This is a genomic window from Flavobacterium sp. FlaQc-30 (assembly GCF_044005885.1).
In the GTDB taxonomy this organism is placed as follows: domain Bacteria; phylum Bacteroidota; class Bacteroidia; order Flavobacteriales; family Flavobacteriaceae; genus Flavobacterium.
The window spans coordinates 54,292-80,811 of sequence record NZ_JBIPCO010000002.1; the positions used below are offsets into that span (position 1 = coordinate 54,292).

A 26,520-nucleotide genomic window follows, 5' to 3' on the forward strand; every position below is an offset into this window, starting at 1 on the left:
AATCGTTACATAATATTGCGTTTAGCCAAATTTCGCCTTAAAATTGGCTTATCTTTTTATTAATAGAATAGAATTCGAAGCTTCTGATTATCTTTGCACACTAAAAAAGAATAGAAGTGAATTTAAAGCAGTACACCAAAGAGTTTTCATACAATTTAAAATTAGCGTATCCTATAATTTTAGGAATGGTTGGGCATACCTTAATTGGTATTGTTGATAATATAATGGTGGGGAAACTAGGAAGTACTGAACTCGCAGCAGTTTCTCTTGGAAACAGTATGATTTTTATAGCAATGTCTCTTGGAATTGGTTTTTCTACTGCTATTACTCCAATAGTTGCCGAAGGCGATGCTGAAAAAAACGATACTAAAATTAGATCTGCTTTTCATCACGGATTATTTTTATGTACCATTTTAGGATTAGTTCTTTTTACGGTAATTATGTTTGCAAAACCGATAATGGAATTACTGCAGCAGCCGGCAGAAGTAATTGTACTGGCAAAACCATATTTAGGCTGGGTGGCATTTTCGTTGATTCCGCTAATTATGTATCAAGGATACAAACAATTTGCTGATGGATTATCATTGACAAAATACTCTATGTATGCCATGATTATGGCAAATGTACTGCACGTAGGAATCAATTATGTGTTGATTTATGGAATATGGATTTTTCCAAAAATGGGAATTATTGGTGCCGCTTTAGGAACTGTAATTTCAAGGATTTTCTTGGTTATGTTTATGCATATCATGCTTTCTAGAAGAAATGATTTAAAGCGTTTTTTCAAGAATTTCAGCTTTCAGGAAATTAAAAAAGCTACCATCAAAAAAATTATAAGTATTGGATTTCCATCAGCAATGCAAATGCTTTTTGAAGTTGTATTGTTTACAGCGTCAATATGGCTTTGCGGAAATATTGGTAAAACGAGCCAGGCAGCCAATCAAATTGCTTTAAGTCTTGCTTCGATGACATTTATGTTTGCCATGGGATTAAGTGTAACTTCGATGATTAGAGTTAGTAACCAAAGAGGATTACAAGATTATAAAAAACTAATTGTTGTGGCGCGTTCTATTTTTTTGCTTGCCATTATAATAGAAACGTTTTTTGCGATATTGTTTGTTGTTTTTCACGATTATCTGCCTTACATCTTTTTAAACATGGAAAACGGCGGACAGCTTATGGATAATACAGAAGTGATAAGCATTGCATCAAAACTACTTTTAATCGCAGCAGTTTTTCAAATTTCTGATGGAATTCAGGTAGTTGTTCTTGGTGCTTTACGTGGTTTACAAGATGTAAAAATTCCAATGTATATCACTTTTGTTGCCTATTGGATAATTGGTTTTCCGATTTCCTATTACTTAGGTGAACATACAGAATGGAAAGCACAAGGTGTTTGGATTGGACTTTTGGCAGGATTAACAGCGGCGGCAATTTTTCTATTCATGCGCTTTCACTATTTAACTAGGAAATTAAATACTAATTCAGTTTCAAATACTTAAATTTGAGCACAAAATAAGAATCTGGCACGGATTAAATGACTTAAACAAATATTAAATCCTTTAATCCTTGCATCTCGATAACATCGGGAAAAACAAGAAAATAAAAACAAAATAATAAATAAATAAAAATGGAATTACCTAAATTTTTACTTGGAGATAATACTGATTTTCCAGATGATATTTTTATCATTCACCTTGATTACCCTAGATTTATAATCAATCTAAAAGATGATGAGGTTGAGTTTATGGAAGAAGCCGAAGATCTTGATGAAGCTGAGTTAAATGCAGAAATGGAAGGTTTGATTGTTTTGGCAAATGAGTTCTATGATCGAGAAATAGATCGTTACGAAGAGTAGAAACGCACTACCGTGTTTCTTCAAATTTTGCCTTAATCAAAAAGTTTAAATCATCTAATGAAAAATTTACGTTACTTAAAACCTATAGTTAATTTTATTTTAATCGGATTACTGATTACTACTTTAAGCCGAATCTTTTTATTTTTTCTATTTAAAGAGAGAGTAGTAGAAACGCCAAATTTCTGGTACATTTTTCCAATCGGTTTGCGAATGGATTTGATTTTACTTTGCTATTTGTCATTTCTTCCAGCCGTTTTGATTACTTTTTTACCGAATAAATGGCTTAAGTTCACCAATAATTTTTTGGTGATTTATAGTTTTTTATTCCTGTTTTTGATTCTTTTTGTAGAATTAGCTTCACCTGATTTTGTAAAACAATACGATACACGTCCCAATAAAATTTTCTTAGATTACCTTATTTATCCAAAAGAAGTTGTTGGAATGCTTTTAAAAAGTTATCTGACTTCTATTATCGTGACTTTTATAATTCTTGGAGTAGTTATTTATTTTGCTTTCAAAAAAGGGAAAAAATATTTTCATACAACAAGTACTCAATATAAATTCAAATTAATGGTTTTTCCATTACTAGCATTTTTATTGTTTTTTGGTGCACGTTCAAGTCTTACTTCAAAACGTCCTATCAATGCCAGTAATGCTGTTTTTTCAACAGATCAATTGACTAATACTTTAGGATTAAACTCATTTTATACAGTTGCTTTTGCTGCTTATTCGATTAAGAATGAAGGAAACACAAAAATGTATGGTAAAATGGATGAAGCTGAAGCAATCGCTCGTGTAAAAAAATACATGATTGCTGGTCCAAACGATTTTACTGATGCTGAAATTCCTTTTCTTCATGTGCAGCAGCCAGATTCTGTTATGAAAAAGCCATACAATTTGGTGATCTTTTTACAAGAAAGTTTAGGTGCTGAATATGTTGGAATTTTAGGAGGAAAACCGCTGACACCAGAATTTGATAAATTATCAAAAGAAGGATTATTGTTTACTAATTTGTATTGCACAGGAACAAGAAGTGTTCGCGGAATTGAGGCAGTTGTAACTGGATTTCTACCATCACCGTCAGAAAGTGTGGTAAAACTTGGAAATTCGCAGCAAGGATTTTTTACGCTTGCTGATGCTTTAAAACAAAAAGGATACGATACTAGTTTTATTTATGGAGGAATGGCCAATTTTGATAATATGGCGTCGTTTTTCAACGGAAATGGTTTTCAGGATATTGTAGATCAGGAAGATTTTGAATCTGACGGAAATAAATATGCTTTTAAAGGTACTTGGGGTTATTCTGATGAAGATTTGGTTACTAAAGCCAATAATTACTTTAAAGCAAAAGGCGATAAACCATTTTTCTCTTTAATGTTTTCGACTTCAAATCATGAACCTTTTGAATATCCTGCAGGCAGAATAAAACCTTATGATACAAAACCTGCAACGGTAAACAATGCTATGAAGTATGCCGATTTTTCGATTGGAAAATTCTTTGAAATGGCTAAAAAAGAGCCTTATTTTAAAAATACAATCTTTATTGTAATTGCGGATCATAATACAAGAACGTACGGGAAAAATTTAGTACCAATAAATAAATTCCATATTCCTGCATTTATTATGGGACCTGGAGTTCCAAAAGGTGCAGTTTATAATAAATTAGCAAGTCAAATTGATATTCCGCCAACATTATTGAGTTATTTAGGACTTCCTTTCGAAACTCCAATGGTAGGTAGAAACCTAAGTAAACTTGATGAAAAGGTACAAGGAAGAGCGATTATGCAGTTTAATGATATTAATGCATTTAGAGTTGAAAATCAGGTTGTAATTATGCAGCCCAATTTAAAACCTCTTCAGTTTGAAGTTAAAAACGATACGACTTTAGTTCCTGTAAAATTAAACGAAGAATTGGCAAAAGATGCCTTGGCACACGTAATTACAGCGGGTAATTTGTATAAAGAAAGCAAATACAAGCTGAGAAAAAAATAGTTTTAAAAGAGGTACAAAAGTACTAAGAAGCAAAGGTTCAAAGAAACAGAGTTAATGACTTTGTTACTTTGAACCTTTTTACTTTTATGAATTTAGACTTAGAAAAGACAAGCTAGAAGAAAACCTGGGTCAAACGCAAAAGTTGGAGATTAGGCAAAAATATAGCCCGTGGTTTCAACCACAGGGACACAATGTATTTAAAAACACGTTTCCCGTGGTTGAAACCACGGGCTATGTTTGATAAGAAAAAACCTTTGTCTCTTTGAATCTTTGCTACTTTGAACCTTTATTAAAATACAATTTTAATAAACCCTGTGCAGCTGTAAAAGGTGAAATTTCATTATTTTGAACTGCTTTTTTGTTTTGCTCTAAAAGGGAGATAATTTCAGGACTGTTATAGAAATTTTGCTTTAATTGTTCGTTTATTGTTTCCATCATCCAAAAATGATTTTGTTCCTTTCTTTTCTCTTGAAAAAAGCCTGTTTCTTTTGTTAATTCGAAATACTCAGAAATTGTATTCCAAATATCTAAGATTCCATCTTTAGTTATGGCGCTGCAAGTAGTTACTTTTGGCTGCCAGTTTGATTTTTTGGGTGGAAATAAATGTAAAGCTCTGTTGAATTCCAGTTTTGCCTGATTTGCTTTCTTGATATTATCGCCGTCTGCTTTGTTAATTACAATCGCATCTGCCATTTCCATAATACCGCGTTTAATACCTTGAAGTTCATCGCCGGCACCAGAAATTTTCAATAAAAGGAAAAAATCTACCATGCTGTGAACAGCGGTTTCGCTTTGACCAACGCCAACTGTTTCAATAATTATAGTATCAAAACCAGCAGCTTCGCATAAAATTATTGATTCACGGGTTTTGCGAGCCACACCGCCTAAAGTTTCTCCAGATGCACTTGGGCGTATAAAAGCATTTTCGTCTTTTACCAATTCTTCCATACGGGTTTTATCGCCAAGAATACTTCCGTGCGAAATAGAACTGCTTGGATCAACAGCCAGCACAGCCACTTTTTTTCCTGTCTGTGTTAGGAAAGTTCCAAAAGCTTCAATAAAAGTACTTTTTCCAACTCCGGGAACTCCCGTAATTCCTATTCGGACAGATTTATTTGCATGAGGCAGGCAGCCGTTTATAATTTCATTTGCTTTCTCAGAATGTTCAGGATTTGTACTTTCTACAAGCGTAATGGCACGGCTGAGAGCCGTTCTATTTCCAGAAAGAATTCCAGAGATTAATTCGCCGGCAGAAGGTTGTTGTCTGCGTTTGTTTTTAATTTGATTAATAGCCGAAACATTGGTGATTTCGGGAGGTGAAATTCCAGCTTTTTCAGTTAAATTACTTGACTGTTTCTTTAAACTTGACAAAATACTTTTTTAATAACGTAAAAGTACTGAAAACAAAAACAGTTTCAAAAAGTTAGTTTGCCACGAATTACACGAATTTAAACGAATTTGTTATCATATTTTTTTCTTCCCGAACGAAGTCGAAGGGCATGCCAGTAACTCTGCAATCAAAATAGACAAGCTTTGTCGAGCTGCTTGTGTGTCCTTCGACTTCGCTCAGGATGACATAGAGAACGTGTTATTAGCTAAAAAAATAATTCATGTAATTCGTGGCAAAAAAACTTAGCAACTTAGAACCTTAGTTTCTTAGAGCCTTTAAAAAAAATTAATATCCAGCTGTAAATCTAACTTGATGATGTTTTGGGTTTTCAACTTCATCAGCGATAACAACTGCCAGATCCTCTACAGATAAGATGCTTCTTTGTTCGTCATTAAAAACAGGGTTTTCTAGGCCTAAACGATATTTACCAGTTCTTCCTGTTTTAGTTCCCGCATGCATTTCAAACGCTGGACTAAAAAATGCCCAGTCTAAATCTTTTTCTTCTTTAATTATATTTAAGTAGTTTCTAGCTGCATTTGCGCCATTAAAGATTTCCTTTGGAAAATCTGGAGTATCTACTGCTTGTAAATCTGGTGCAACAAATAAACTTCCCGCACCTCCAATGGTAATAAAACGTTTTACACCTGATTTTTTTACTGCTTCTTGTATTGCCTTTGATCCGTTTAGGAAATCATCATAAATATTAGGATTCGTCCATCCTGGATTAAAAGCATTTACTACAACATCGTGTCCTTTTAAAGCTTCTGCCAAAGCATCAACATTAAAAACATCCGCTGCAATCCAAGTTGCATTTGTACTGTCTTTCGGATTTCGAGCAATTGCCGAAATATCGTGTTTTCTATCTGCTAATTCGTTTAAGATGGCTGAGCCAACAAATCCTGTAGCTCCAATAATTGCGATTTTCATAATATATAAATTTATTTAGTAATAAAAAATGTTACAGTTTAGGATAAAAAAATAGTTTTAAAATTGGTTCGAAAAATCTTCAAGCGAAATATTTTCTAATTGTGCGCTCACTTTCTGATTCATTTCTCTATATAAATCAGCTAGATTTTGATTGATTTTTTTTCCAACAGGACAATCTGGGTTAGGTTCATTTTTTGCATACCCCAAATTAATAGTTTCAAAAGTCATTTCAAAAATCTCTTTTAAAGTCAATTTCGCTGCATCTACGGCCAATTTTGTTCCGCCATTTTTTCCTTCTTTACTTTCTACAATATGATGTGCTTTTAGGTTTGCAATTTCTTTTCGAACCAAAACAGGATTTAAATTGATACTGCCGGCAATAAACTCTGATGATAAATAATCATTAGGGAATTTAGTCAGCAAAGTAAGAATGTGAATCGTTATGGCAAATTTACCTGAAATCATACTGTAATAAAATATGTTACAAATATAAGAAGCTTTGACGGAATAAAAAAGATTTTAACTAAAAATTAATTTTTGAATGAAATGGGACTGATGTTTTAAAATAAAATGATTTGAGAACTCGAGTGTTTTTTATTAGTATTAGATTTGTAGTTAATTTGTGTCACTCTCAATTTATTACGATGAAATTTAAATTAAGATTCCTTTTCTTTTATTGTTTTTCAACTTTGATGTATGGGCAAAATCATGCGCAATATGCAGATTCTATTCGTGCTGCACATGCAATTCCAGAATTGAGTTATGCCGTTGTTAATGGTAGTAAAACGTTAGAAATTAATACGTCAGGATTGCATTCGATAGATTTAACAGATGCAGCTTCATTAAATGACCGATTTCATATTGGTTCGAATACCAAAGCGATGACAGCTTTTATTATTGCAAAATATGTTGAAAAAGGAAAACTGAAATGGACGTCTAAATTTTTTGATTTATTTCCAGATTTAAAGAAAACTTCAAAACCAGAATATTACACTGTAACTCTCGAAAAATTATTGTCGCACCAAGCCAGAATTCAGCCTTTTCAGGGAGAAAATGACCCAGCAGTTCCTAATTTTACAGGCACTCATCAAGAGAAAAGAAATCAGTTTGGGAAATTTGTACTTACCTTAAATCCTGCGGAAATAGAGGCTGACCACAAATATGTTTATTCTAATGCAGGTTACACTCTCGCCACAATGATGGTCGAAAAAGTGAGCGGAAAAAGCTGGGAAAAACTGGTTGATGAGGTTTTTAATAAAGATTTAAAACTTGATGTTAAATTGTCATGGCCAGAAAATATAAAAGCAAAAGATACATGGGGACATTCTTTTGAAAACAATAAATTAAGTCCTGTTCCTTCAAATACAGATTATCATTTAGATTATACAGAACCTGCGGGTGATATTAATATTAAACTTACTGATTATATTAAGTTTATTCAGCTCAATATTCAGGGACTTCAAGATCAGGATAATTATTTAAAAGCAAGTACTTATCGTTTTATTCATAAAGGAATCGAAGGTTATTCTTTGGGTTGGTTTAATAGTTACGAGAATAATCAAGACTTTTCGACGCATTCAGGAACTGCCGGAACTTATTATACCATTGTTTCTATCGACCGTAAAAAGTTTATTGGTTATATCATTTTTACCAATTCTTTTAATGAAGCAACAGTTAATGGGGTGAGATTATTAATGAGAAAATTAAAAAAGGATTACGGAAGCTAAAATGTTTCGTTTCTATAAAAACTTACATGTAATAAAAATGTATTTTTGAGACTTTTAGCGCCATGAATAATTTTATACTTATATTTTTCTTTCTTGCTTTGGGTTTGATTTTACAACATGTAAAACAATTTCCAACCCATATTTATAAGGTTTTAAATAAAATTGTCATTTATTTATGTTTGCCTGCAATTACCTTATATCATATTCCGAAAATAAAATGGAGTAACGAATTACTGTTTCCTATAGGAGCTGGCTGGATTGCTTTTTTATTGGCATTTGTATTTTTTCATTTTTTAGGAAAAAAGTTGGGCTGGTCAAATAAATTAATTGGCTGCTTAATTTTAACCGCAGGTTTAAGTAATTCCTCTTTTCTAGGCTATCCAATTATAGAAGCTTTGTATGGCAAAAAAGGATTAGAAACCGCTATATTGGTAGATCAGCCTGGAACTTTTGTGGTAGTTTCTACTTTGGGTGTTTTTGTAGCTGCATTTTATTCTAAAGGAAGTCCAGATGCATGGAGTATTTGCAAGAAAATAATCTTTTTTCCGCCTTTTATTACTTTTGTTGCAGCCTGTTTATTGAATGTTTTTGAATATGATTTAGAATTAAACGTACAATCTTTTTTGTTGAAAATTGGTAGTTTGGTAACACCGCTTGCTTTGCTTTCGGTAGGATTGCAGCTTACTTTTGATAGACGAAGTCAACATTGGCGATTTCTTCGTCTCGGTCTTTTTTTTAGATTGATTCTCACACCGTTTATTATTATGGTTTTGTATGTATTTGTTTTTAACCAACATTCAGAGCCTATAAAAATAACGATTATGGAAACAGCGATGGCGCCCATGATTACGGGTGCAATTCTAGCTTCGACTTATGGTTTAAAACCAAAATTAAGCAGTATGATGATTGGTTTCGGAATTCCAATTTCGTTTGTAACCCTTGCGTTCTGGTACTTTGTGATGCGCTTTATTTAGTTTAAAATAGTAATTAGATAGAGAATGTAGAATTTTAACTTTTTTTTAATTCTTGCATGTTTTCTAAGTGTATTTTTTAGTTAATTTTAGAGGAACTAAAAAATATAAATTATGTCAACATTAAGATTAGGCGATATAGCTCCAGATTTTCATGCAGAAACCACGCAGGGACCAATTAATTTTCATGAATGGTTAGGAGATTCTTGGGGTGTTTTATTTTCGCATCCAGCAGATTTTACTCCTGTTTGTACGACTGAATTAGGAACTGTAGCGAATTATGTTCCTGAGTTTACAAAAAGAAATACTAAGGTTATTGCTTTGAGTGTAGATGGTTTACAATCGCATTTAGATTGGATTAAAGACATCAACGAAACTCAGAATACTGAAGTTAATTTTCCAATTATTGCTGATGAGGATAAAAAAGTAGCTACTTTGTATGATATGCTTCATCCAAATGCAAGTGATAAATTTACCGTAAGATCTGTTTTTGTAATTGGTGCCGATAAAAAAATCAAATTGACTTTGACTTATCCAGCATCAACAGGAAGAAATTTTGACGAATTGCTTCGTGTTATTGATAGTTTGCAGTTAACAGCAAATTACAGTGTTGCTACACCGGCAAACTGGAAAGATGGAGAAGATGTAGTAATTGCTCCAGCAATTCCGGACAGTGATATTCCTGCGAAGTTTCCTAAAGGACATACACCTATAAAACCTTATCTGCGTATGACACCGCAGCCAAATAAATAAAAAAAGAAAAAGCCACAGATTAAAATTCCTGTGGCTTTCTTTTTTATATAAGTGATTAGTTTTTAAAATGAAACGTGTGTACTTTTTTGCATTAATTCGTTCATTCGTTTTTTATCGCCTACAACCCAGATGATATCGTTTTTTTCTAAAATGATATTCGATTCAGGATTCAAAATTCGATTACCATTACGCTCAATTCCTACCACAAGTCCGCCGGTTCTTCCTCTAAATTGACCGATACTTTTTTGAATAAAATCTTCGTTTGAAATTTCTAATTGACGAAGTACAATATCTGATTCTTCAGCATTATTAGGAGCTTCAATTTCATTTTTTAGATAAGTAGTAAACTGTGCAATTTGTTCGTCAGTTCCAATAACGCATATCTCATCGCCAGGAAACAATCGTTCATTTTTGGTTGGAATTGGAATTGTAATTTCTCCACGGCGAATAAAAGCGATGTTTATCCCCATGTTTTCTCGAATTCGCAATTCTTCAAGTGTTTTACCTGCAAGGTTTGATTCTTTTCCAATATCAAAAATAGACATGTGACCGTCCCAAGGCATTAGATTAGCATATCTTCTGTCTATTTTTTTATTTTCACGATCGTTCAAGTTCTTTAAAAAGTGATTTTCAATTTTATGATATTGTTCGTTTAGTTTTTTAGGGAAAATTTGATACGCTCCAATTGCAATAATCAAAGCAACAAATGCTACTAAAGGAGAAAAGAAAATATTCAATAAGAACCCTACAAAGAATAATCCAAGGCTCATTCTAATTAATATAAGCATTAAAAGTGCGCCTCGATATTTACGTTCTTCCCATAAAGTTTCAACTTCATCAACTTTTACACGACGCAGCGAAAGCGCCCATAAAAAAGGAGCAATGATTACTAGTGTAATAAGTGCGGCTAAGGTGTTGCCAAAACGAGTGTCAGCAACCAGAGGTGCAACAAATTTTGATGATAATAAAATTATAGCAACTATAATTATGGTATGCAGTATAATTTGAGTTATAGACGCTCGTAGTACAATTTGCCATGTGCTGACTGATTTTATCGCTTGTGCATTGACACTGTAGCGGTTTATATTTTTAACCCATTTTTTTGGCAGCTTTCGCTCAAGAAGTTCAGAGAAAGGATCTGAATATTTAATTAAAAATGGAGTTGTAAAGGTTGTAACTGCTGATACAGCAACAATAATTGGATACAAGAAATCGCTGGTAACTTTTAATGTCATACCTAGAGTGGCAATAATAAAAGAGAACTCACCAATTTGTGCTAAACTCATACCGGTTTGAACTGATTGTTTAAGCGGTTGACCTGAAAGCAGTGCACCTAATGAGGAGCTAAATGCTTTTCCGAAAATGGTAATAAGTGTAATTAAAGCAACAGGAAGTGCATAAGTAATTAAGGTGTCTGGATTAATTAACATCCCGACTGATACAAAGAAAACGGCTCCAAATAGATCTTTTACAGGCTGAATTAAGTGTTCGATTTTTTCAGCCATCGTAGTTTCGGCAATGATAGAACCCATTATAAAAGCTCCTAATGCAGGCGAGAAGCCAACTTTTGCAGCAAATACAACCATCATTAAACATAATGCCAGTGAAATAATAAGCAGCATCTCATCAGTTAAAAGATGTTTGGCTTTTTTAAGAATTGTCGGTATGATAAAGATTCCTCCTAGGAACCAAATGATTAAAAAGAAAACTAGTTTTAGAACTGATTGTAATAATTCGGCACCAGAAACTTGATCGCTGACTGCAATAGTCGATAATAAAACAAGCATTAAAATAGCCACAATATCTTCGACTATTAAGGCTCCAAATACTATTCCTGCGAATTTTTTACCTTTTACTCCCAGTTCATCAAAGGCTCTAATAATGATGGTCGTTGATGAGATTGAGAGTGTTGCTCCAAGAAAAACGCTGTCCATTTTTCCCCATCCCATCCATTGTCCTACACAATAACCTATAATGGTCATGAATAAAATCTGGGTTATTGCGGTGATGGAGGAGGTGCCTCCAACTTTCATCAGCTTTTTAAAACTAAATTCGAGTCCTAAACTAAACAGCAAAAAGATAACCCCAATTTCGGCCCATACTTCAACACTTTTCATGTCGGTTATTGAAGGGAAAAAATCAAAGTGGTTTCCAGCTAGGAATCCTGCAATCAGGTATCCTAAAACTAGAGGTTGTTTCATTTTTTTAAATAATAAAACAGCGATTCCTGCAGTCATCAGGATTAATCCCAGATCACTGATTAAGGGTTGTAAATGGTGTGTACTTTCGGCAGCGGCGTTTAAGGCAATCATAAAGGGTATTTTTGTTTTTAAGGAGCTTAGTCCGATTTTTTATTTAAGCTGTTTACTTAAATAGCCCTTTTTAGATTGGTTCATGGCGCTTTCGTATGCCATTCAGCAGTGGTGAAAAAACAATATTTTTTCGGCAAAAGGATTTTTGTTTGAATCTGGATTAACTTCCTGCGTTAAAAAAAAAGCTATCTCGATAAAGATAGCTTTTTTTTAGAAAATATTTTAGGTTTTATTTAAATTCCTACATAATTACTAGGAGTTATCTGCATTAATTCAGTTCGAACAGCATCAGAAACTTCTAAAGTGGCAATGAAATTGTGAATTGCATTTTTATCAATGGCTTCATTTGTTCTTGTTAGTCCTTTTAATGCTTCATATGGATTTGGATATGCTTCGCGACGCAAAATAGTTTGAATAGCTTCTGCAACAACAGCCCAGTTTTTCTCTAAATCTTCAGCAAATTTACTTTCATTTAATAATAATTTGTTTAAACCTTTTAGAGTTGCTTCAAAAGCAATAATTGTGTGTCCCATTGGAACTCCAACATTACGTAAAACAGTACTGTCTGTTAAATCTCGCTGTAATCTTGAAATAGGCAATTTGGCTGCTAAATGCTCAAAAATAGCGTTTGCAATTCCTAAATTTCCTTCTGAGTTTTCAAAATCAATAGGGTTTACTTTATGCGGCATTGCAGATGAACCAATTTCGCCGGCTTTTATTTTTTGTTTGAAATATTCCATTGAAACATAAGTCCAAATGTCACGGTCTAAATCAATGATGATATTGTTGATTCTTTTTAAACCATCAAAGAATGCTGCAAAATGATCGTAGTGCTCAATTTGAGTTGTTGGAAAAGAATGGTGTAAACCTAAATCTGTTTCAACGAATTTATTTCCAAATTGTTTCCAGTCGATTTGCGGATACGCTACATGATGTGCATTGAAGTTTCCTGTTGCCCCGCCAAATTTAGCTGCAAATGGAACATTAAATAACAAACGCATTTGCTCTTCAAGACGCTCTACAAAAACCAAAATTTCCTTGCCTAAACGAGTAGGAGAGGCTGGTTGTCCGTGCGTACGTGCAAGCATTGGTATGGCTGCCCATTCTATACTTAATTCTTTTAATTTAGAAATTAAAGCGATTAACGAAGGCATATAAACCTGCTCAAAAGCTTCTTTTGTAGAAAGCGGAATTGCAGTATTGTTAATGTCCTGAGATGTTAATCCGAAGTGAATAAACTCTTTGTATTTAGATAAACCTAGTTTTTCAAAGGCATCTTTAATAAAGTATTCAACCGCTTTTACATCGTGATTGGTTACTTTCTCAGTTTCTTTAATCCAAAGCGCATCTTCTGTAGAGAAATTTTTGTAAATATCTCTTAAGCTGTCAAATAAACTAGAGTCTATATCTGAAAGCTGAGGCAAAGGCACTTCGCATAAGGCAATGAAATATTCAATTTCAACCAATACGCGATATTTTATCAAAGCTTCTTCTGAGAAAAAAGGTGCTAAATTTTGAGTTTTATTTCTATATCTTCCATCAATTGGTGATATAGCATTCAGTTCGTTTAGAGTAGTCATTGTTATGTTGTTTTTTCGAAAGGTGCAAATATAAGCTATTGTTAAAACTTCTGAAAATTACCGAAGCGTTATTATATAGGAACTTTCAAATTAAATGCTAGTTTTGAAAATTTTATCCCAAATGGTAAAGTAAAAGCCAAAATTATGAGCTTCATTTTTATGATGATCGCCATGAAATTTTGTAGTAGAAATCCATTTTGTCATAAAGTTTTTGTGCCAGAATGCAGGAAATAGATCTTTTTGTAAATGACCAAATATTCCATACATCAAATTTAAAAACAAATAAATGATTAAACTGATGTAATTAAACTCAAAAATAGAAATGAGAATAAGCCATATAAAACCAAAACCTAGAGTTTCTATTGGATGAAGCATAAATAAACTATAAACATTGGTGTTGACGTGGGTATGATGCAGTTTATGAATTGGATAGAACCATTTTAGAGTATGTGCTAGATAGTGAAAGCAAAACATAAAAAAGTCCATCAAAATAATGAGTATAAGAGTATCGATTACAGTTGAAGTTAAAGAAGCCGAAAAATCTATTCGAATGAGTTGCAATTGATACAGTTTAAATCCTAGAGCTGTAATGAAAATATTGCAGATCAAAGTCGAAATAACCCATTTTCTATCCTTTATATTTAGAACAGTGTTTTTAGGTTCAACTATTTTTCCAATTAAAACCGCCATTAGCAGCAGAATGCCATTTTCTATTGTAAAAACGAGTAATTGAGCCAAGAAACCTATTTGCGATAATTGCTGTAAAAGATTTTCTACGATCATGATATTTTTTCCAGTTCGAACAATTTTTTTCTCATTTCTGCCACTCCTTCGGTAGCAGTTTTAGCAATAACTTCAACTTTGTTCTGAATATTAGGAATCGAAATTGGTTTAGGATCAATGTAAAAAACCGGAGTAATGCTGTAGGTATATGAAATTAATCCAGCAGCAGGATATACTTGAAGCGAAGTTCCAATTACGGCCAAATAATCAGCTTCTTCTACAATCGAAATGGCTTCTTCAAGTGCAGGAACTTCTTCGCCAAACCAAACAATATGAGGTCTCAACTGATGACCGTTTTTATCAAGATCACCAGTAAGTAAATCATTGGTCCAGTCTAGAATTAATTCGCGGTTTTTTGTGCTTCTTACTTTTAATAATTCTCCATGCAAATGCAAAACTTTTGAGCTTCCAGCGCGTTCATGCAAATCATCAACATTTTGAGTAACAATATAAACATCAAAATGGTTTTCTAATTCAGCTAAAATCTGATGGCCTAAATTCGGATTCACTTCCTTAAGCTGCTGGCGTCTTTTGTTGTAAAAATCCAATACTAAATCTTGGTTTTTGTGCCAGCCTTCGGGAGTTGCAACTTCCATTACATCGTGACCTTCCCATAAACCATCGCTGTCTCGAAAAGTTTTAATACCGCTTTCGGCACTTATTCCAGCGCCGGTTAAAACAACTAATTTCTTTTTCATTCTTGTTATTTTAGCGTTAGTTTCATTAATAAATCGGTTTGTTCCTCATCTCCAAGTACAAAAATGTGTTTGTCAAATTCTACGAAACCATTTTTTTTATAAAAGTTTAACGCTCTTGTGTTTTCTTCCCAAACACCTAACCAAATATATTTTAAATCCAAGTTTTTTGCAGTTTGCAAAGCATGATCGTATAAAAGCTGTCCTATTTTAAGTCCATGAAATTCTTTTGAAACATATATTCGTTCTATTTCTAAACCGTCTTTGTCTTGGAGTTCTGTTTGTGCTTGACCAAAATTTAGTTTTAAATACCCTAAAATTTGATCATCAATGTGAGCAAAATAAAAAGCTGAATCTGGATTTGTTACTTCAGCTGTAAGTTTGTCGACAGCGAATTTTTGATCTAAATAGGTGGCCATGTTTTCTTCAGAATTGTGATCTGCGAAAGTTTCACGAAATGTTTCTCTACCTATTTTTTGTAATAGTTGTATTTCTGCTAAGTCGATTTTTCTAATTTTTGGTATTCCCATTTACTTTTTTTTACGAATTTAACTAAAGTTTTCCTGATGTTAAAGAGATGAGGTTCTTTAATCAAACTTAAAAAGAAAGATAAAAAATGTATTTTTGCAGCAAATAAAATTATAATGGTTGATTTAGATTACCTCGCTTTTCTTGAAAATATATTAACGGATAATCGTAAAGAAAGATTTCTAAACGTACTTGGAAATCGTACTAAACATTTTACTATTGCTGTCGAAGATGTTTTTCAAATGCATAACACAAGTGCCGTAATGCGCAGCTGTGAAGTTTTTGGAATTCAGGAATTAAATGTTATCGAACAGCGATATGGAAAAAAAATCGATAAGGAAATTGCCATGGGCGCTCAAAAATGGGTAGATATTAATCAGTTTGATTCTGTCAGCAATTGTATTTCTACTTTAAAAAATAAAGGTTATCAAATCATTGCAACTACTCCGCATGAAAATGATTGCTTGCTTGAGGATTTTGATATTACAAAACCAAGTGCCTTATTTTTTGGAACAGAACGAGATGGATTATCTGAAGAAATATTAGAAAAAGCGGATGGTTTTCTTAAAATCCCGATGGTTGGTTTTACCGAAAGCTTGAATATTTCTGTTTCAGCTGCAATCATTATTCAAAACCTAACCAATAGACTGCGAAATTCAGATATTAAATGGGAGTTATCTGAAGAGGAAATTCTAGAAAAACGTCTTTCATGGGCTAGAAATTCGATTAAAGATATTAAGAGAATTGAGGCACGTTATTACGAAGAAAATCCAAGATAAATTTTAAAGAGACTAAGGTTCTAAGTTTTTTATCTTAGTATCTCAGAACCTTAGTATCTCAGAACCTTTTTTACAAAGTATAATTCAAATTAATACTCCAGCGATAATTTGCCTCCATATTACCATTCGATAAATTTTGAGTAATCGGTAACATGGCATTTACACCAATCGAAAATTTATCTTTTCCGGCTTCAATGCCAAATTTTCCAAACAAAATATCTCCTGCTGTATTTGGTAAATCAAGTCCGTGTTGTTTATTAGTTTGGTAAACTTCGCCTGCAAGTCCTGCTTGCGGAACAATTTGAAATTTATTGGCATCAAACAAATAGAAAAAAGTACCGGCGTAATTAAATTGATCGCCGTATTGGTAATTTTTACTGTTTTCTGTTTTAAAAATATAATTCAAAGTAGTGTTCAGACCTAGATTTTTGTGTTTGATTACATATTCTGAAACCAAAGGGAAATCCCAGCTTCCAGTTCCTAATTGAAAACTCTGATTTATAGTTCCTAAATTGTTAATCTCTTTAAATTGTCCCGTTGGAATCTTAACTCCACCACCAAGATTTAGTTTATGAGTAAAAACCGTACTGTCTTTTTGGGTTTCATAAACAGTATAAAGTCCCATAATAGTCATATCGCCTAAACCTTCAATGCTTTGCGTTCCTGCTGTTAATTGTCTTTCGTGAAAATGATATGGAATTAAAGCAGAAACCTGAATTTTCTCTGAAATCGGAATCCTTGCCCAGGCTTGAACTGTATTGAAATTTTCGTCTATCCAAGGCGAATTGGCAAAAATACCGTCGCGGCTTGTATAGCTTTGTTTAAAATATCGAAGTCCAACAAAATTGTTATTTAACATTGAGCTAAAACCCATACTTCCGCCGCTTGCAGAACAACCGCAGGCATCACACTCAAAATCTTCCATTAGAGCTAAACGCTGAAAGGTGAATGTCGAAATACTGTCTTTTACAGTAGAACTAAAGGCTGAAAATCCAACCAAAAAAGTGCAAACTATTATTAATTTTTTCATTTTTATTGTTTTTAGGAGCTAATCCCGCTTTTCGTTTCAAACGAAGTTCACTGAACTCCGCTTTAAAATAAAAGTTAAGTGAAGTAATCTTTTTTCAAAATCCCATTTTTCTATAAGTTTATAAAGCTTCCGTTGGTCGCTCTATAAACTCAAGAAAAATAAGGTCTTTCTTCAAAGAGGCTTTCCTCTTCAATCGGGGCTAGGCACCTGTTTTCATAAGATTTATTTTTTTGTCATTTTTGATAAGGCAATTTTGTCATTTCGACGGAGGAGAAATCAAACTCGTTGGTCGACAAAGGTTTGCGCTTTTCTTTACGGAGTTTCTAGTGTGATTTCTCTCCCGAAGCCTCGGGATCGAAATGACAAACTTTGGCGATATTTTTTGTCAAAGTTTTAAACTCATTTTATGGAAATATTTTTTAATATTCCGAGAAACGTTTATCTGTCAAATACTGATTATCTGTAAGCGTTTTCAGGAAAGCGATTATTTGTTGTTTTTCAGTTGCAGAAAGTGCAATTCCAAATTTTCCATTCTGTTTTAAAATTGGATCTAAAGTTGGAGAATCTTCAATTCCGCTCGCATAATGATCCAAAACACCTTCAAGAGTTCCAAATCTGCCATCATGCATATAAGGAGCAGAAACTTCTACATTTCGTAAACTCGGTACTTTAAATTTGTAATAATCATTTGTCAGTTCTGTTACTCTATAACGTCCAATATCATTAACTGCTGGATTTACTGCTAAACCATTATTTCGAAACGAATTATCAGTTTGTAAATCTGTTGCATGACATGAAGCACATTTTGATTTGAACAAATCGTAACCTGCCAATTCATCAGAAGTAAAACTTCCGCCAGATTCATTTCGCCTGTATTTGTCAAATTTTGAATTTGATGAAACCACCATAACCATAAATTGCGAAAGGGCTTTCAGCATATTTTCGGTTGTAATGGCGCCATCATCAAAAGCCTGCCCAAATAGTTTTTGATATGCTGCATCGGCTTTCATCATTTTTAGAATAGCATTCAAATCACCATTCATTTCGATCGCACTTTTAAGCGGAATCAACGGCTGTAAATCTAAATGATCAGCTGCACCATCGTACATAAAAGTCGTTTGAAATGCTAAATTTTGAATGGATGGTGTATTTCGTGTTCCCTGTGCATTGTCTACACCATGACTTACAGTATGTCCGTGATGCGTAAAAGCATTTGCTTGAATGTGACAGAAACCGCAGGAAACGACTCCGTCAGATGCTAAACGTCCATCGTAAAATAATTTTTTTCCTAGTTCGAATCCTTTTACTGTTGGCGGATTTAAGGCAATATTATAAGCAAGATCTGGAAAGTTTGATGGAACTTTAAATTCCAGCGGCACATTTATATATTCGTCATCTTGATCTGAGCAGCTCCATAATAATGGAATGATCAGGCAAAGAAAATATTTTATTTTCAACATGATTTTTGGGTTTTAAGAAGCACAAAAGGTTTTTTTTAGCCCTGACAGAAGTGATATCCTTTTACGGCGGTGTTCGCCGTGAAAGATTTAACGGATGGCAGGACGAGTGGTCTGTTAAACCATGACTTTTGTGCTCCTGAAAATAAGTTTAGTCGTTATGTACGTGATCTACTCTAAACATTGCAGAGATGTTTTGAGTAATTAATGGCAAATTAGCACCGCCCATAATCATCGCGCCCATTCCGCCCATGTTGTTGTCTGAAAGTTTGATTTTGTTTTTCCCGTCGATAATTTTCGAAAGATCTGTTATAATGTGCACAGCAGGAGTAATGTTTGTACGAACTAAAGCTTTTGTTGGAAGATCCAGAGTCACTTCAGTATAGTTGTAATCTGTTCCTGTTTTTCCTGTGTGAATCATAAAAGGAGTCGCAGTTGTAACTGTTGGTGAAGTAAATGTGCCTTCTAGAGCTAAAAATTTATATCCAGCAGCCCAAGACCACATCATTCCGGCAGCATCGGCTTGCGCTAAGAAATCACCTTGTCCAGCAGCGCCTAATTTCCATTGTTCTTCATCAACTCCAATTCCAAATTTTACTTTTGTGTAGTCTCCAGCAGGAATATCAGCAAGTTGAAATTGTTGTCCGGCAGCAGTAGATTCATCTGCAATAAAGTAGCTTTTGCTTTTTGGGTAGGTAAAAGTGGTTCCGTCAGCTTTTGTAAAAACAACATTGCTGACAATATATTTTACAAGACTAATTTTTAATACTTCATTGTTAGAAGTTGTATTTCCTTGTGTGCTTAAAATTAGATCGTTTGCTCCGTATGCGTTGTCAAATTTTAAAGTGATTTTTCCGTTTCCTGTAATCGTTTCGTTGTTATCATCGTTTGAACAAGAAAATAAAGATATAGATAGTGTTACAATAGCTAAAGCTCTGTATAAAGTATTTTTCATTTTATGGGTTTTATATAATTTGATTTTAAATTTGAGATGTGCGTAAGCACGTTTCATTGCTTTTGGGCAATAAAAATGATTTCAATTGTAAAATTGAAAGTAGATTTAAAAAATTATATAAAATAGGATGGCGGACGAAACGAAGTGTTCGAAACCGAAACAGGTTTTTTGTCTAAAACAGAAAAGTTTTGTGTTTTAGTTTTAATTGGCACCACTAATTGGTAAGGTGCTGTAATTGTATTTTGAATGTAAACAATCTCTGTTTTTTCTTTAAGATTGTTTTCCATTTTTTTTTCGTTATCGGCGTATTTTTTCAAGCTTTTTTGAAGCTCGCATCGACCGTTACAGGTATTGAAAACTTGTTTACGCTGTACACAAATGGTTTTTATAATTTCCTCTTGATTCAGTTTGAAATTAGTATAAACAAAGAAATTGCCAAAAGATGGCAGTAAAAGTATACCGGAAAGTAATATGATGAAGATATTCTTCAAGGCTTGATTTCGTTGTTTCGAATGCAAAAATACATTTAATTCGTTTTGGAAAGAACTTATTTTAAATTTTTTCAAAAAAAATATTCTAGAGCTTTAAGCAATTGAAGGTTCTTTTAAATGATAAAGCCTGCAAGTTTTTGAAAACTTGCAGGCTTTAATATGTAATTTGAAATAAAAATTATTCTTTAACAATAACCCAAGCTCCTGAAGCTAAAAGAGTTTCTGCTTTTTTATATTTCATTGTTTCTGTTTTACCAGTTGCAACTTCTTGAATAGTTACATTGTCATTACGATTGATTTTTGGCATCTCTCTAACAATGGTTTCTGTAACTTGACGTTGTTGTGTTTCTCCAGCTTCACGATTAATTTCTTCGCTGTTTACAATTTCGTCTTTGCTTAATTGTAAATTTTCTTTCTGGCGAACTTCTCTTGCTTCGTGAATTTCAGGAACGTTTTGAGCAGGTAAATCTCCTTTAAATAAGAATGAAATAACTTCTTTGTTAACGTTGTCCAACATTCCTCTAAACAAATTGAAAGCTTCTAATTTGTAAATAAGCAATGGATCTTTTTGTTCGTGAACAGCCAATTGAACAGATTGTTTCAATTCGTCCATTTTACGTAAATGTTTTTTCCAAGCTTCATCGACAATCGAAAGTGTGATGTTTTTCTCAAAATCAGCAATTAACTGAGCTCCTTCGCTTTCGTATGCTTTCTTTAAGTCTGTAACAACATTAAGCGTTTTGATTCCGTCAGTAAATGGAACTACGATTCTTTCAAAATGGTTATTTGGCTCTTCGTAAACTCCTTTAATAATTGGGAAAGCTTCTCTTGCGCTTCTTTCTGTTTTTTCAGTATAGAAAGCAAGTGCTTCTTTGTATACTTTTCCTGTAATTTCAATATCTGATAATTTTGTAAAATCAGCTTCTGAGATTGGAGAAGTAATTCCGAAGTAACGAATTAAATCAAAATCGAAATTTTTGAAATCGTTTGTTACTTTATTATTACTTACGATTAGTTCGCACGTATCGTAAAGCATATTTGCAATATCCAGTTTTAAACGCTCACCAAACAATGCGTGACGACGACGTTTGTAAACTACTTCACGTTGTGAGTTCATTACGTCATCATATTCTAATAAACGTTTACGAACACCAAAGTTGTTTTCTTCTACTTTTTTCTGAGCGCGCTCAATAGATTTAGTCATCATCGAATGTTGAATAACTTCACCTTCTTGAAGTCCCATTCTGTCCATAACTTTAGCAACTCTTTCAGAACCAAATAAACGCATTAGGTTATCTTCTAGAGAAACATAAAATTGAGAACTTCCTGGATCTCCTTGACGACCAGCACGACCACGTAACTGTCTGTCTACACGACGAGAATCATGACGTTCTGTACCAACGATTGCTAAACCTCCCGCAGCTTTTACTTCTGGAGATAATTTAATATCGGTACCACGACCAGCCATGTTTGTAGCAATTGTTACAACACCAGCTTTACCAGCTTCTTCAACGATTTGTGCTTCTTGCTTGTGCATTTTAGCATTTAATACGTTGTGTGTAACACCTCTCATTTTCAACATTCGGCTTAACAATTCAGAGATCTCTACTGAAGTTGTTCCAATCAAAACTGGTCTTCCAGCGTTTGATAATTCAGTAACGTCTTCGATAACAGCGTTGAATTTCTCTCTAGTTGTTTTGTAGATATAATCTTCTTTGTCTATTCTAGCAATCGGACGGTTGGTTGGAATTTCAACAACATCCAATTTGTAAATCTGCCATAATTCTCCAGCTTCAGTAACTGCTGTACCTGTCATACCACCCAATTTGCTGTACATTCTGAAATAATTCTGTAATGTAACAGTTGCAAAAGTTTGAGTTGCAGCTTCAATTTTTACATTTTCTTTAGCTTCAATCGCTTGGTGTAATCCGTCAGAATAACGACGACCATCCATAATACGACCTGTTTGCTCATCGACAATCATAATTTTGTTGTCCATGATCACATATTCTACATCTTTTTCGAATAAAGCATATGCTTTTAAAAGTTGTGTAAGAGTATGGATACGTTCGCTTTTTACTCCAAAATCTTGGAATAATCTTTCTTTAGCTTCCGCTTCAGCGTCTTTGTCTAATTTTTGTTTTTCAATTGCAGCGATTTCTGTACCAATGTCTGGTAAAACAAAGAAATCTGCATCAGTATCTCCAGAAAGGTATTTAATACCGTTGTCTGTCAATTCTACTTGATTGTTTTTTTCTTCAATCACAAAGTATAAAGCTTCATCAACTTTATGCATTTCGCGATTGTTATCTTGCATATATTGATTTTCGGTTTTTTGAAGCAATTGTTTGATTCCTTCTTCACTCAAAAATTTAATTAATGCTTTATTTTTAGGTAAACTTCTGTAAGCTCTTAATAATAAGAATCCGCCTTCTTTAGTATTTCCTTCTTTGATTAATTTTTTAGCTTCTGCCAAGAAACCGTTTGCTAATTGACGTTGTTGTGCAACTAGGTTTTCGATTTTTGGTTTCAATTCGTTAAATTCATGACGATCTCCCTGAGGAACTGGTCCTGAAATAATAAGTGGTGTTCTTGCATCATCAATTAATACAGAATCGACCTCGTCGACAATTGCATAATTGTGTTTTCTTTGAACTAAATCGCTAGGCGAGTGTGCCATGTTATCTCTTAAGTAGTCAAAACCAAATTCGTTGTTGGTTCCGTAAGTGATATCGGCATCGTATGCTTTTTTTCTTTGCTCAGTACTTGGCTGGTGATTATCGATACAATCAACAGTTAAACCATGAAATTCGAATAAAGGCGCTTTCCATGTGCTGTCACGTTTTGCTAAGTAGTCATTCACAGTTACCAAGTGAACTCCGTTTCCTGTCAAAGCATTTAAGTATAAAGGAAGTGTTGCTACCAAAGTTTTACCTTCACCTGTTTGCATTTCGGCAACTTTACCTTCGTGCAGAACCATTCCTCCAATTAACTGAACATCATAATGAATCATGTCCCAAGTAATTTCTTTACCAGCAGCATTCCATTTGTTAGCCCAAGTAGCTTTGTCACCTTCAATAGTAACATACGTTTTTGAAGCCGAAAATTCTCTGTCTTTTGGAGTAGCAGTAACTTCAATAAATGAATTGTCTTTAAAACGACGTGCTGTTTCCTTAACTACAGAAAATGCTTCTGGAAGAATTTCTAATAAAGTTTTTTCAGAAATTTCATAAGCTTCTTTTTCAAGACTGTCTATCGCATCATAAAGATCTTCTCTTTTGTCGATGTCTTCGATGTTTTCAACTTCAGCTTTAAGCGAAGCAATTTTAGCATCTTTATCTGCTCTGGCTTCTTTAATTCTATCTTTAAAATATACAGTTCTAGCTCTTAGGTCATCATGAGATAAAGCCATTAAGCTGGTTTCGAATGTTTTAATTTTGTTTAAATAAGGTTGTAAAGCTTTGACATCTTTTTGAGATTTATCACCTACAAAGACCTTGATGATGCTGTTTATGAAACTCATAATTTATTAGTATTTCTTTATTATATGTTGTGTATTTGAACCAAAAAAAAAGCCTCGGTGATGAGACTTTTTCCTTTGGTTTATTTTTTAATATTCATCCTCATTCCAAAGATAATCTTCGTCTGTTGGATAATCAGGCCAAATTTCTTCCATTGATTCATATATCTCGCCTTCATCTTCGATTGATTGAAGGTTCTCTACTACTTCTAATGGAGCACCAGCTCTAATAGCGTAGTCAATAAGTTCGTCTTTGTTAGCAGGCCATGGCGCATCACTTAAATAAGATGCTAATTCTAATGTCCAATACATCTGTTATCTGTTTAGTTTGTGCAAAAATAAATTTTTTACTGAAAAAGACAAGTAAATTTTGATTTATTTTAATAAAATTTAAGAACGTCTTCTAAATTGCAGATTTTAGATTGTTGATTTTAGATTGATACATTGAAAAAAATCTAAAAATGAAGCTCTAAAATCTAAAATTTTACTTGCGAGGAATCCATTTCACTTCCTCCGCTTGTAAGTCTGAGGACAACTTTCGTGCCAAGACAAAAAGGTAGTCAGAAAGTCGGTTTAAGTACTTGATTGCTACTTCAGGAACGTGTTCATTATGGCTTAAATGTACTGCCAAACGTTCTGCTCTGCGGCAAATGCAGCGTGCTATATGACAATGTGACACGGTGGGATGTCCGCCTGGTAAAACAAAATGAGTCATCGGCGGTAAACTTTCCTCCATTTTGTCAATTTCGTTTTCAAGTAATTCAATATCAGAATCAATAATGCCTAAGTTTTTCAAACGAAGTTCGCCGTTTTTTAAAACCTCTTTTTCTTGTGGTGTTGCTAATATTGCTCCAACGGTAAATAAGCGATCTTGAATTTCTATTAGAATAGTTTTATAATGAGAATCCATTTCTTGATCGCGAATTAATCCAATGTAAGAATTTAATTCATCAACAGTTCCGTAACTGTCAATCCTGATATGATCTTTAGGAACTCTCGTGCCTCCAAAAAGAGCCGTAGTTCCTTTGTCGCCTGTTTTTGTATATACTTTCATTTTTTTTAAGATACTAAGGTTCTGAGGTGCTAAGATGCTAAGTTTTTCCTTTTCCGGTTAAACTATTTCGTGGTGTCACTTTCGATTAATCCATCTCTTAAACGAATAACGCGATGCGCATAAGCCGCAATATCTTCTTCGTGAGTTACCAGAATTACGGTATTTCCTTGTGCATGAATATCACCAAAAAGCTTCATAATTTCTACCGAAGTTTTACTGTCTAAGTTTCCTGTTGGTTCATCGGCCAAAATAATAGATGGTTTGTTAACCAATGCTCTCGCAATGGCAACACGCTGGCGTTGTCCTCCAGAAAGCTGATTAGGCTGGTGATCCATTCTGTCTGCTAGATTTACCTGCGTTAGTACTTCAACTGCTCTCGCATTACGTTCTGATTTTGAATGTCCAGCATAAATCATTGGCAATGCAACATTGTCTAATGCCGTTGTTCTTGGTAAAAGATTAAAGGTTTGAAATACGAAACCAATTTCTTTGTTTCTAATTCCTGCCAATTCATCATCTTTCATCTGGCTGACATCTTTTCCGTTTAAAATGTATCGCCCAGAAGTTGGAGTATCTAAACAACCTAATAAATTCATTAAAGTTGATTTTCCAGATCCCGAAGGCCCCATTAATGCAACATATTCTCCTTTGTTGATTTCTAAATTAATTCCTTTTAAAACATATACAATTTCATTACCTAGAACAAAATTTCGTTTTATGTCGGTTATTTTAATTAATGGATTTGCCATTTCGTTTTACAATTTTTGGATTTAAAAGTACAAAACACTTTTCAATAAACGATAAGTAGTTTTAAATTGAATTATGTTACAAAATGAAGTTTTTTATATTGATTTACGTTTTTGTGCTTGTTTGGATAATATAAAATTAGAATCGAAAATGCTGTTATACCATTTTGAGTTGTTTTTATGTAATTGTCATGTTTTTTAAATTTTACTGAATTATATTGTGTTTAATGCTGTAAAAGTGATAATTGTGTAATAAAACACTTAGGGTTATAACTATATTTGTTATGTAATCTTAAATAATCAGAATTATGAAAAATATACAATTAGTGTCAGGAATTGCATTTATTGCATTAATTTTTACTTCGTGTAAAGATGAGAAACAAGAAAAGGCTCAAAAAACAATAGATTCTTATGTGGCTTATGTCGATTCAGTTAAGAATGTAACCGCTGATGATTTGAAAGAAAATTGGAAAGGTGTAGAAACTGAATATGATAAAAGAGCAGAAGAAGCACAATTGGCTTTGGCAGATATTAAAGATAATACTGCGGCAACAGAGAAAATAAACACGAGTAAAGTTAAATATGAAGAGTTTAGAAATGAAATGGCTGTCCTTTTTGCCCCAAGTCCAAGCCCAAAACAACAATTACGAAATACCTTATTTGGTGAAGGCAAGATTGGTGATGATATGAATTTTGATTGGGTAAATGCTAAAAACATTCATAGTGTTTACCAGCAATTTGTTCATACGGTTGAGAATAATAAAGATAAGTATTCAAGAGAAGACTGGGATGAAGTTAAGCTTATGTATGAGGCACTTGACAGCCGTAAAAATACAGTTGAAAAAGAAGGTCTTACTGCCGAAGATAACAGAAAAATCGCTGGTTTAAAACTTAAGTTTGCACCAATGTATACAGTAAACAGAATAGGAGCGAAGTCTGAAGAAACTGCAGCTGCTAAAAAATAATCTTCAA

Annotated in this window: 24 protein-coding genes; 8 read left to right on the top strand and 16 right to left on the bottom strand. The window is 33.5% G+C overall.

What is annotated here, in order from left to right:
* Positions 1–116: 116 nt before the first annotated feature.
* From ACHRV0_RS05570 to ACHRV0_RS05580, 3 genes are all read left to right on the top strand, one after another.
* On the top strand, positions 117–1,502 hold the full coding sequence (locus ACHRV0_RS05570; protein WP_129022924.1) for an MATE family efflux transporter: 1,386 nt from the start codon (positions 117–119) through the stop codon (positions 1,500–1,502).
* Positions 1,503–1,630: 128 nt separating this feature from the next.
* The gene (locus ACHRV0_RS05575; protein WP_129022925.1) at positions 1,631–1,858 is read left to right on the top strand and encodes a hypothetical protein; all 228 of its coding nucleotides are present in this window, start codon (positions 1,631–1,633) and stop codon (positions 1,856–1,858) included.
* A gap of 57 nt (positions 1,859–1,915) precedes the next feature.
* The gene (locus ACHRV0_RS05580; protein ID WP_129022926.1) at positions 1,916–3,850 is read left to right on the top strand and encodes an LTA synthase family protein; all 1,935 of its coding nucleotides are present in this window, start codon (positions 1,916–1,918) and stop codon (positions 3,848–3,850) included.
* Between the two features lie 273 nt (positions 3,851–4,123).
* On the opposite strand, the gene meaB is transcribed toward ACHRV0_RS05580, so the two are convergent.
* The 3 genes from meaB to ACHRV0_RS05595 form a co-directional block, all read right to left on the bottom strand.
* A complete protein-coding gene (gene meaB, locus ACHRV0_RS05585; protein WP_395440167.1) occupies positions 4,124–5,221 on the bottom strand; it encodes a methylmalonyl Co-A mutase-associated GTPase MeaB in 1,098 nt (365 codons plus the stop codon).
* A 304-nt stretch (positions 5,222–5,525) separates the two neighbouring features.
* Entirely contained in the window at positions 5,526–6,167 is a 642-nt protein-coding gene (locus ACHRV0_RS05590) for an NAD(P)-dependent oxidoreductase (RefSeq protein WP_395440168.1), read from the bottom strand.
* Between the two features lie 57 nt (positions 6,168–6,224).
* Positions 6,225–6,632, bottom strand: a complete 408-nt coding sequence (locus ACHRV0_RS05595; RefSeq protein WP_129022928.1) for an Rrf2 family transcriptional regulator — start codon at positions 6,630–6,632, stop codon at positions 6,225–6,227.
* Positions 6,633–6,811: 179 nt separating this feature from the next.
* Between ACHRV0_RS05595 and ACHRV0_RS05600 the strand changes: the two genes are divergently transcribed.
* From ACHRV0_RS05600 to ACHRV0_RS05610, 3 genes are all read left to right on the top strand, one after another.
* Positions 6,812–7,894: a serine hydrolase domain-containing protein gene (locus ACHRV0_RS05600; protein ID WP_395440169.1), complete on the top strand. Its 1,083-nt coding sequence runs from the start codon at positions 6,812–6,814 to the stop codon at positions 7,892–7,894.
* 62 nt (positions 7,895–7,956) lie between these two features.
* Positions 7,957–8,868: an AEC family transporter gene (locus ACHRV0_RS05605; protein WP_129022930.1), complete on the top strand. Its 912-nt coding sequence runs from the start codon at positions 7,957–7,959 to the stop codon at positions 8,866–8,868.
* A 111-nt stretch (positions 8,869–8,979) separates the two neighbouring features.
* On the top strand, positions 8,980–9,618 hold the full coding sequence (locus tag ACHRV0_RS05610; RefSeq protein WP_089052906.1) for a peroxiredoxin: 639 nt from the start codon (positions 8,980–8,982) through the stop codon (positions 9,616–9,618).
* 62 nt (positions 9,619–9,680) lie between these two features.
* Here the strand turns inward: ACHRV0_RS05610 and ACHRV0_RS05615 are convergent, their stop codons facing one another.
* From ACHRV0_RS05615 to ACHRV0_RS05635, 5 genes are all read right to left on the bottom strand, one after another.
* Positions 9,681–11,930 carry a cation:proton antiporter gene (locus ACHRV0_RS05615; RefSeq protein WP_129022931.1) on the bottom strand — a complete coding sequence of 750 codons (2,250 nt, stop codon included), beginning with the start codon at positions 11,928–11,930 and terminating at the stop codon, positions 9,681–9,683.
* A 233-nt stretch (positions 11,931–12,163) separates the two neighbouring features.
* The gene (gene purB / locus ACHRV0_RS05620; protein ID WP_395440170.1) at positions 12,164–13,510 is read right to left on the bottom strand and encodes an adenylosuccinate lyase; all 1,347 of its coding nucleotides are present in this window, start codon (positions 13,508–13,510) and stop codon (positions 12,164–12,166) included.
* A 90-nt stretch (positions 13,511–13,600) separates the two neighbouring features.
* Entirely contained in the window at positions 13,601–14,293 is a 693-nt protein-coding gene (locus tag ACHRV0_RS05625; protein WP_395440171.1) for a sterol desaturase family protein, read from the bottom strand.
* Entirely contained in the window at positions 14,290–14,991 is a 702-nt protein-coding gene (locus ACHRV0_RS05630) for an SIR2 family NAD-dependent protein deacylase (protein WP_395414308.1), read from the bottom strand. The genes ACHRV0_RS05625 and ACHRV0_RS05630 overlap by 4 nt, the downstream gene beginning before the upstream one ends.
* A 5-nt stretch (positions 14,992–14,996) precedes the next feature.
* Positions 14,997–15,518, bottom strand: coding sequence for a GNAT family N-acetyltransferase (locus ACHRV0_RS05635; protein ID WP_395440172.1), 522 nt, complete (start codon positions 15,516–15,518; stop codon positions 14,997–14,999).
* Between the two features lie 114 nt (positions 15,519–15,632).
* Between ACHRV0_RS05635 and ACHRV0_RS05640 the strand changes: the two genes are divergently transcribed.
* On the top strand, positions 15,633–16,295 hold the full coding sequence (locus ACHRV0_RS05640; RefSeq protein ID WP_395440173.1) for a TrmH family RNA methyltransferase: 663 nt from the start codon (positions 15,633–15,635) through the stop codon (positions 16,293–16,295).
* Positions 16,296–16,365: 70 nt separating this feature from the next.
* Here the strand turns inward: ACHRV0_RS05640 and ACHRV0_RS05645 are convergent, their stop codons facing one another.
* The 8 genes from ACHRV0_RS05645 to ACHRV0_RS05680 all read right to left on the bottom strand — a co-directional run bounded on the left by ACHRV0_RS05645 (position 16,366) and on the right by ACHRV0_RS05680 (position 25,551).
* Positions 16,366–17,325 carry a transporter gene (locus ACHRV0_RS05645; protein ID WP_395440174.1) on the bottom strand — a complete coding sequence of 320 codons (960 nt, stop codon included), beginning with the start codon at positions 17,323–17,325 and terminating at the stop codon, positions 16,366–16,368.
* A gap of 419 nt (positions 17,326–17,744) precedes the next feature.
* Entirely contained in the window at positions 17,745–18,785 is a 1,041-nt protein-coding gene (locus ACHRV0_RS05650; RefSeq protein WP_395440175.1) for a cytochrome-c peroxidase, read from the bottom strand.
* 148 nt (positions 18,786–18,933) lie between these two features.
* Positions 18,934–19,737, bottom strand: a complete 804-nt coding sequence (locus ACHRV0_RS05655) for an MbnP family protein (protein ID WP_129022939.1) — start codon at positions 19,735–19,737, stop codon at positions 18,934–18,936.
* Between the two features lie 113 nt (positions 19,738–19,850).
* The gene (locus ACHRV0_RS05660; protein ID WP_395440176.1) at positions 19,851–20,303 is read right to left on the bottom strand and encodes a hypothetical protein; all 453 of its coding nucleotides are present in this window, start codon (positions 20,301–20,303) and stop codon (positions 19,851–19,853) included.
* Between the two features lie 103 nt (positions 20,304–20,406).
* Positions 20,407–23,751 (bottom strand): preprotein translocase subunit SecA, encoded by a 3,345-nt coding sequence (secA, locus tag ACHRV0_RS05665; RefSeq protein ID WP_129022940.1) that lies wholly within the window; start codon positions 23,749–23,751, stop codon positions 20,407–20,409.
* 87 nt (positions 23,752–23,838) lie between these two features.
* A complete protein-coding gene (locus ACHRV0_RS05670) occupies positions 23,839–24,060 on the bottom strand; it encodes a DUF2795 domain-containing protein (RefSeq protein WP_007138072.1) in 222 nt (73 codons plus the stop codon).
* A 172-nt stretch (positions 24,061–24,232) separates the two neighbouring features.
* The gene (locus tag ACHRV0_RS05675) at positions 24,233–24,802 is read right to left on the bottom strand and encodes a cob(I)yrinic acid a,c-diamide adenosyltransferase (protein WP_395440177.1); all 570 of its coding nucleotides are present in this window, start codon (positions 24,800–24,802) and stop codon (positions 24,233–24,235) included.
* A 62-nt stretch (positions 24,803–24,864) separates the two neighbouring features.
* Positions 24,865–25,551, bottom strand: a complete 687-nt coding sequence (locus tag ACHRV0_RS05680; protein WP_089056257.1) for an ABC transporter ATP-binding protein — start codon at positions 25,549–25,551, stop codon at positions 24,865–24,867.
* A 305-nt stretch (positions 25,552–25,856) separates the two neighbouring features.
* Here ACHRV0_RS05680 and ACHRV0_RS05685 point away from each other — a divergent pair, with 305 nt between their 5' ends.
* Positions 25,857–26,513: a DUF6565 domain-containing protein gene (locus tag ACHRV0_RS05685; protein ID WP_129022942.1), complete on the top strand. Its 657-nt coding sequence runs from the start codon at positions 25,857–25,859 to the stop codon at positions 26,511–26,513.
* The last annotated feature ends 7 nt before the right edge of the window (positions 26,514–26,520 follow it).

Coding starts and splice junctions, on each gene's coding strand:
- ACHRV0_RS05575 (WP_129022925.1), top strand. CDS start 1,631: ATGGAATTACCTAAATTTTTACTTGGAGATAATACTGATTTTCCAGAT.
- ACHRV0_RS05580 (WP_129022926.1), top strand. CDS start 1,916: ATGAAAAATTTACGTTACTTAAAACCTATAGTTAATTTTATTTTAATC.
- ACHRV0_RS05590 (WP_395440168.1), bottom strand. CDS start 6,167: ATGAAAATCGCAATTATTGGAGCTACAGGATTTGTTGGCTCAGCCATC.
- ACHRV0_RS05595 (WP_129022928.1), bottom strand. CDS start 6,632: ATGATTTCAGGTAAATTTGCCATAACGATTCACATTCTTACTTTGCTG.
- ACHRV0_RS05600 (WP_395440169.1), top strand. CDS start 6,812: ATGAAATTTAAATTAAGATTCCTTTTCTTTTATTGTTTTTCAACTTTG.
- ACHRV0_RS05605 (WP_129022930.1), top strand. CDS start 7,957: ATGAATAATTTTATACTTATATTTTTCTTTCTTGCTTTGGGTTTGATT.
- ACHRV0_RS05610 (WP_089052906.1), top strand. CDS start 8,980: ATGTCAACATTAAGATTAGGCGATATAGCTCCAGATTTTCATGCAGAA.
- ACHRV0_RS05615 (WP_129022931.1), bottom strand. CDS start 11,930: ATGATTGCCTTAAACGCCGCTGCCGAAAGTACACACCATTTACAACCC.
- purB (WP_395440170.1), bottom strand. CDS start 13,510: ATGACTACTCTAAACGAACTGAATGCTATATCACCAATTGATGGAAGA.
- ACHRV0_RS05625 (WP_395440171.1), bottom strand. CDS start 14,293: ATGATCGTAGAAAATCTTTTACAGCAATTATCGCAAATAGGTTTCTTG.
- ACHRV0_RS05630 (WP_395414308.1), bottom strand. CDS start 14,991: ATGAAAAAGAAATTAGTTGTTTTAACCGGCGCTGGAATAAGTGCCGAA.
- ACHRV0_RS05635 (WP_395440172.1), bottom strand. CDS start 15,518: ATGGGAATACCAAAAATTAGAAAAATCGACTTAGCAGAAATACAACTA.
- ACHRV0_RS05640 (WP_395440173.1), top strand. CDS start 15,633: ATGGTTGATTTAGATTACCTCGCTTTTCTTGAAAATATATTAACGGAT.
- ACHRV0_RS05645 (WP_395440174.1), bottom strand. CDS start 17,325: ATGAAAAAATTAATAATAGTTTGCACTTTTTTGGTTGGATTTTCAGCC.
- ACHRV0_RS05650 (WP_395440175.1), bottom strand. CDS start 18,785: ATGTTGAAAATAAAATATTTTCTTTGCCTGATCATTCCATTATTATGG.
- ACHRV0_RS05655 (WP_129022939.1), bottom strand. CDS start 19,737: ATGAAAAATACTTTATACAGAGCTTTAGCTATTGTAACACTATCTATA.
- secA (WP_129022940.1), bottom strand. CDS start 23,751: ATGAGTTTCATAAACAGCATCATCAAGGTCTTTGTAGGTGATAAATCT.
- ACHRV0_RS05670 (WP_007138072.1), bottom strand. CDS start 24,060: ATGTATTGGACATTAGAATTAGCATCTTATTTAAGTGATGCGCCATGG.
- ACHRV0_RS05675 (WP_395440177.1), bottom strand. CDS start 24,802: ATGAAAGTATATACAAAAACAGGCGACAAAGGAACTACGGCTCTTTTT.
- ACHRV0_RS05680 (WP_089056257.1), bottom strand. CDS start 25,551: ATGGCAAATCCATTAATTAAAATAACCGACATAAAACGAAATTTTGTT.
- ACHRV0_RS05685 (WP_129022942.1), top strand. CDS start 25,857: ATGAAAAATATACAATTAGTGTCAGGAATTGCATTTATTGCATTAATT.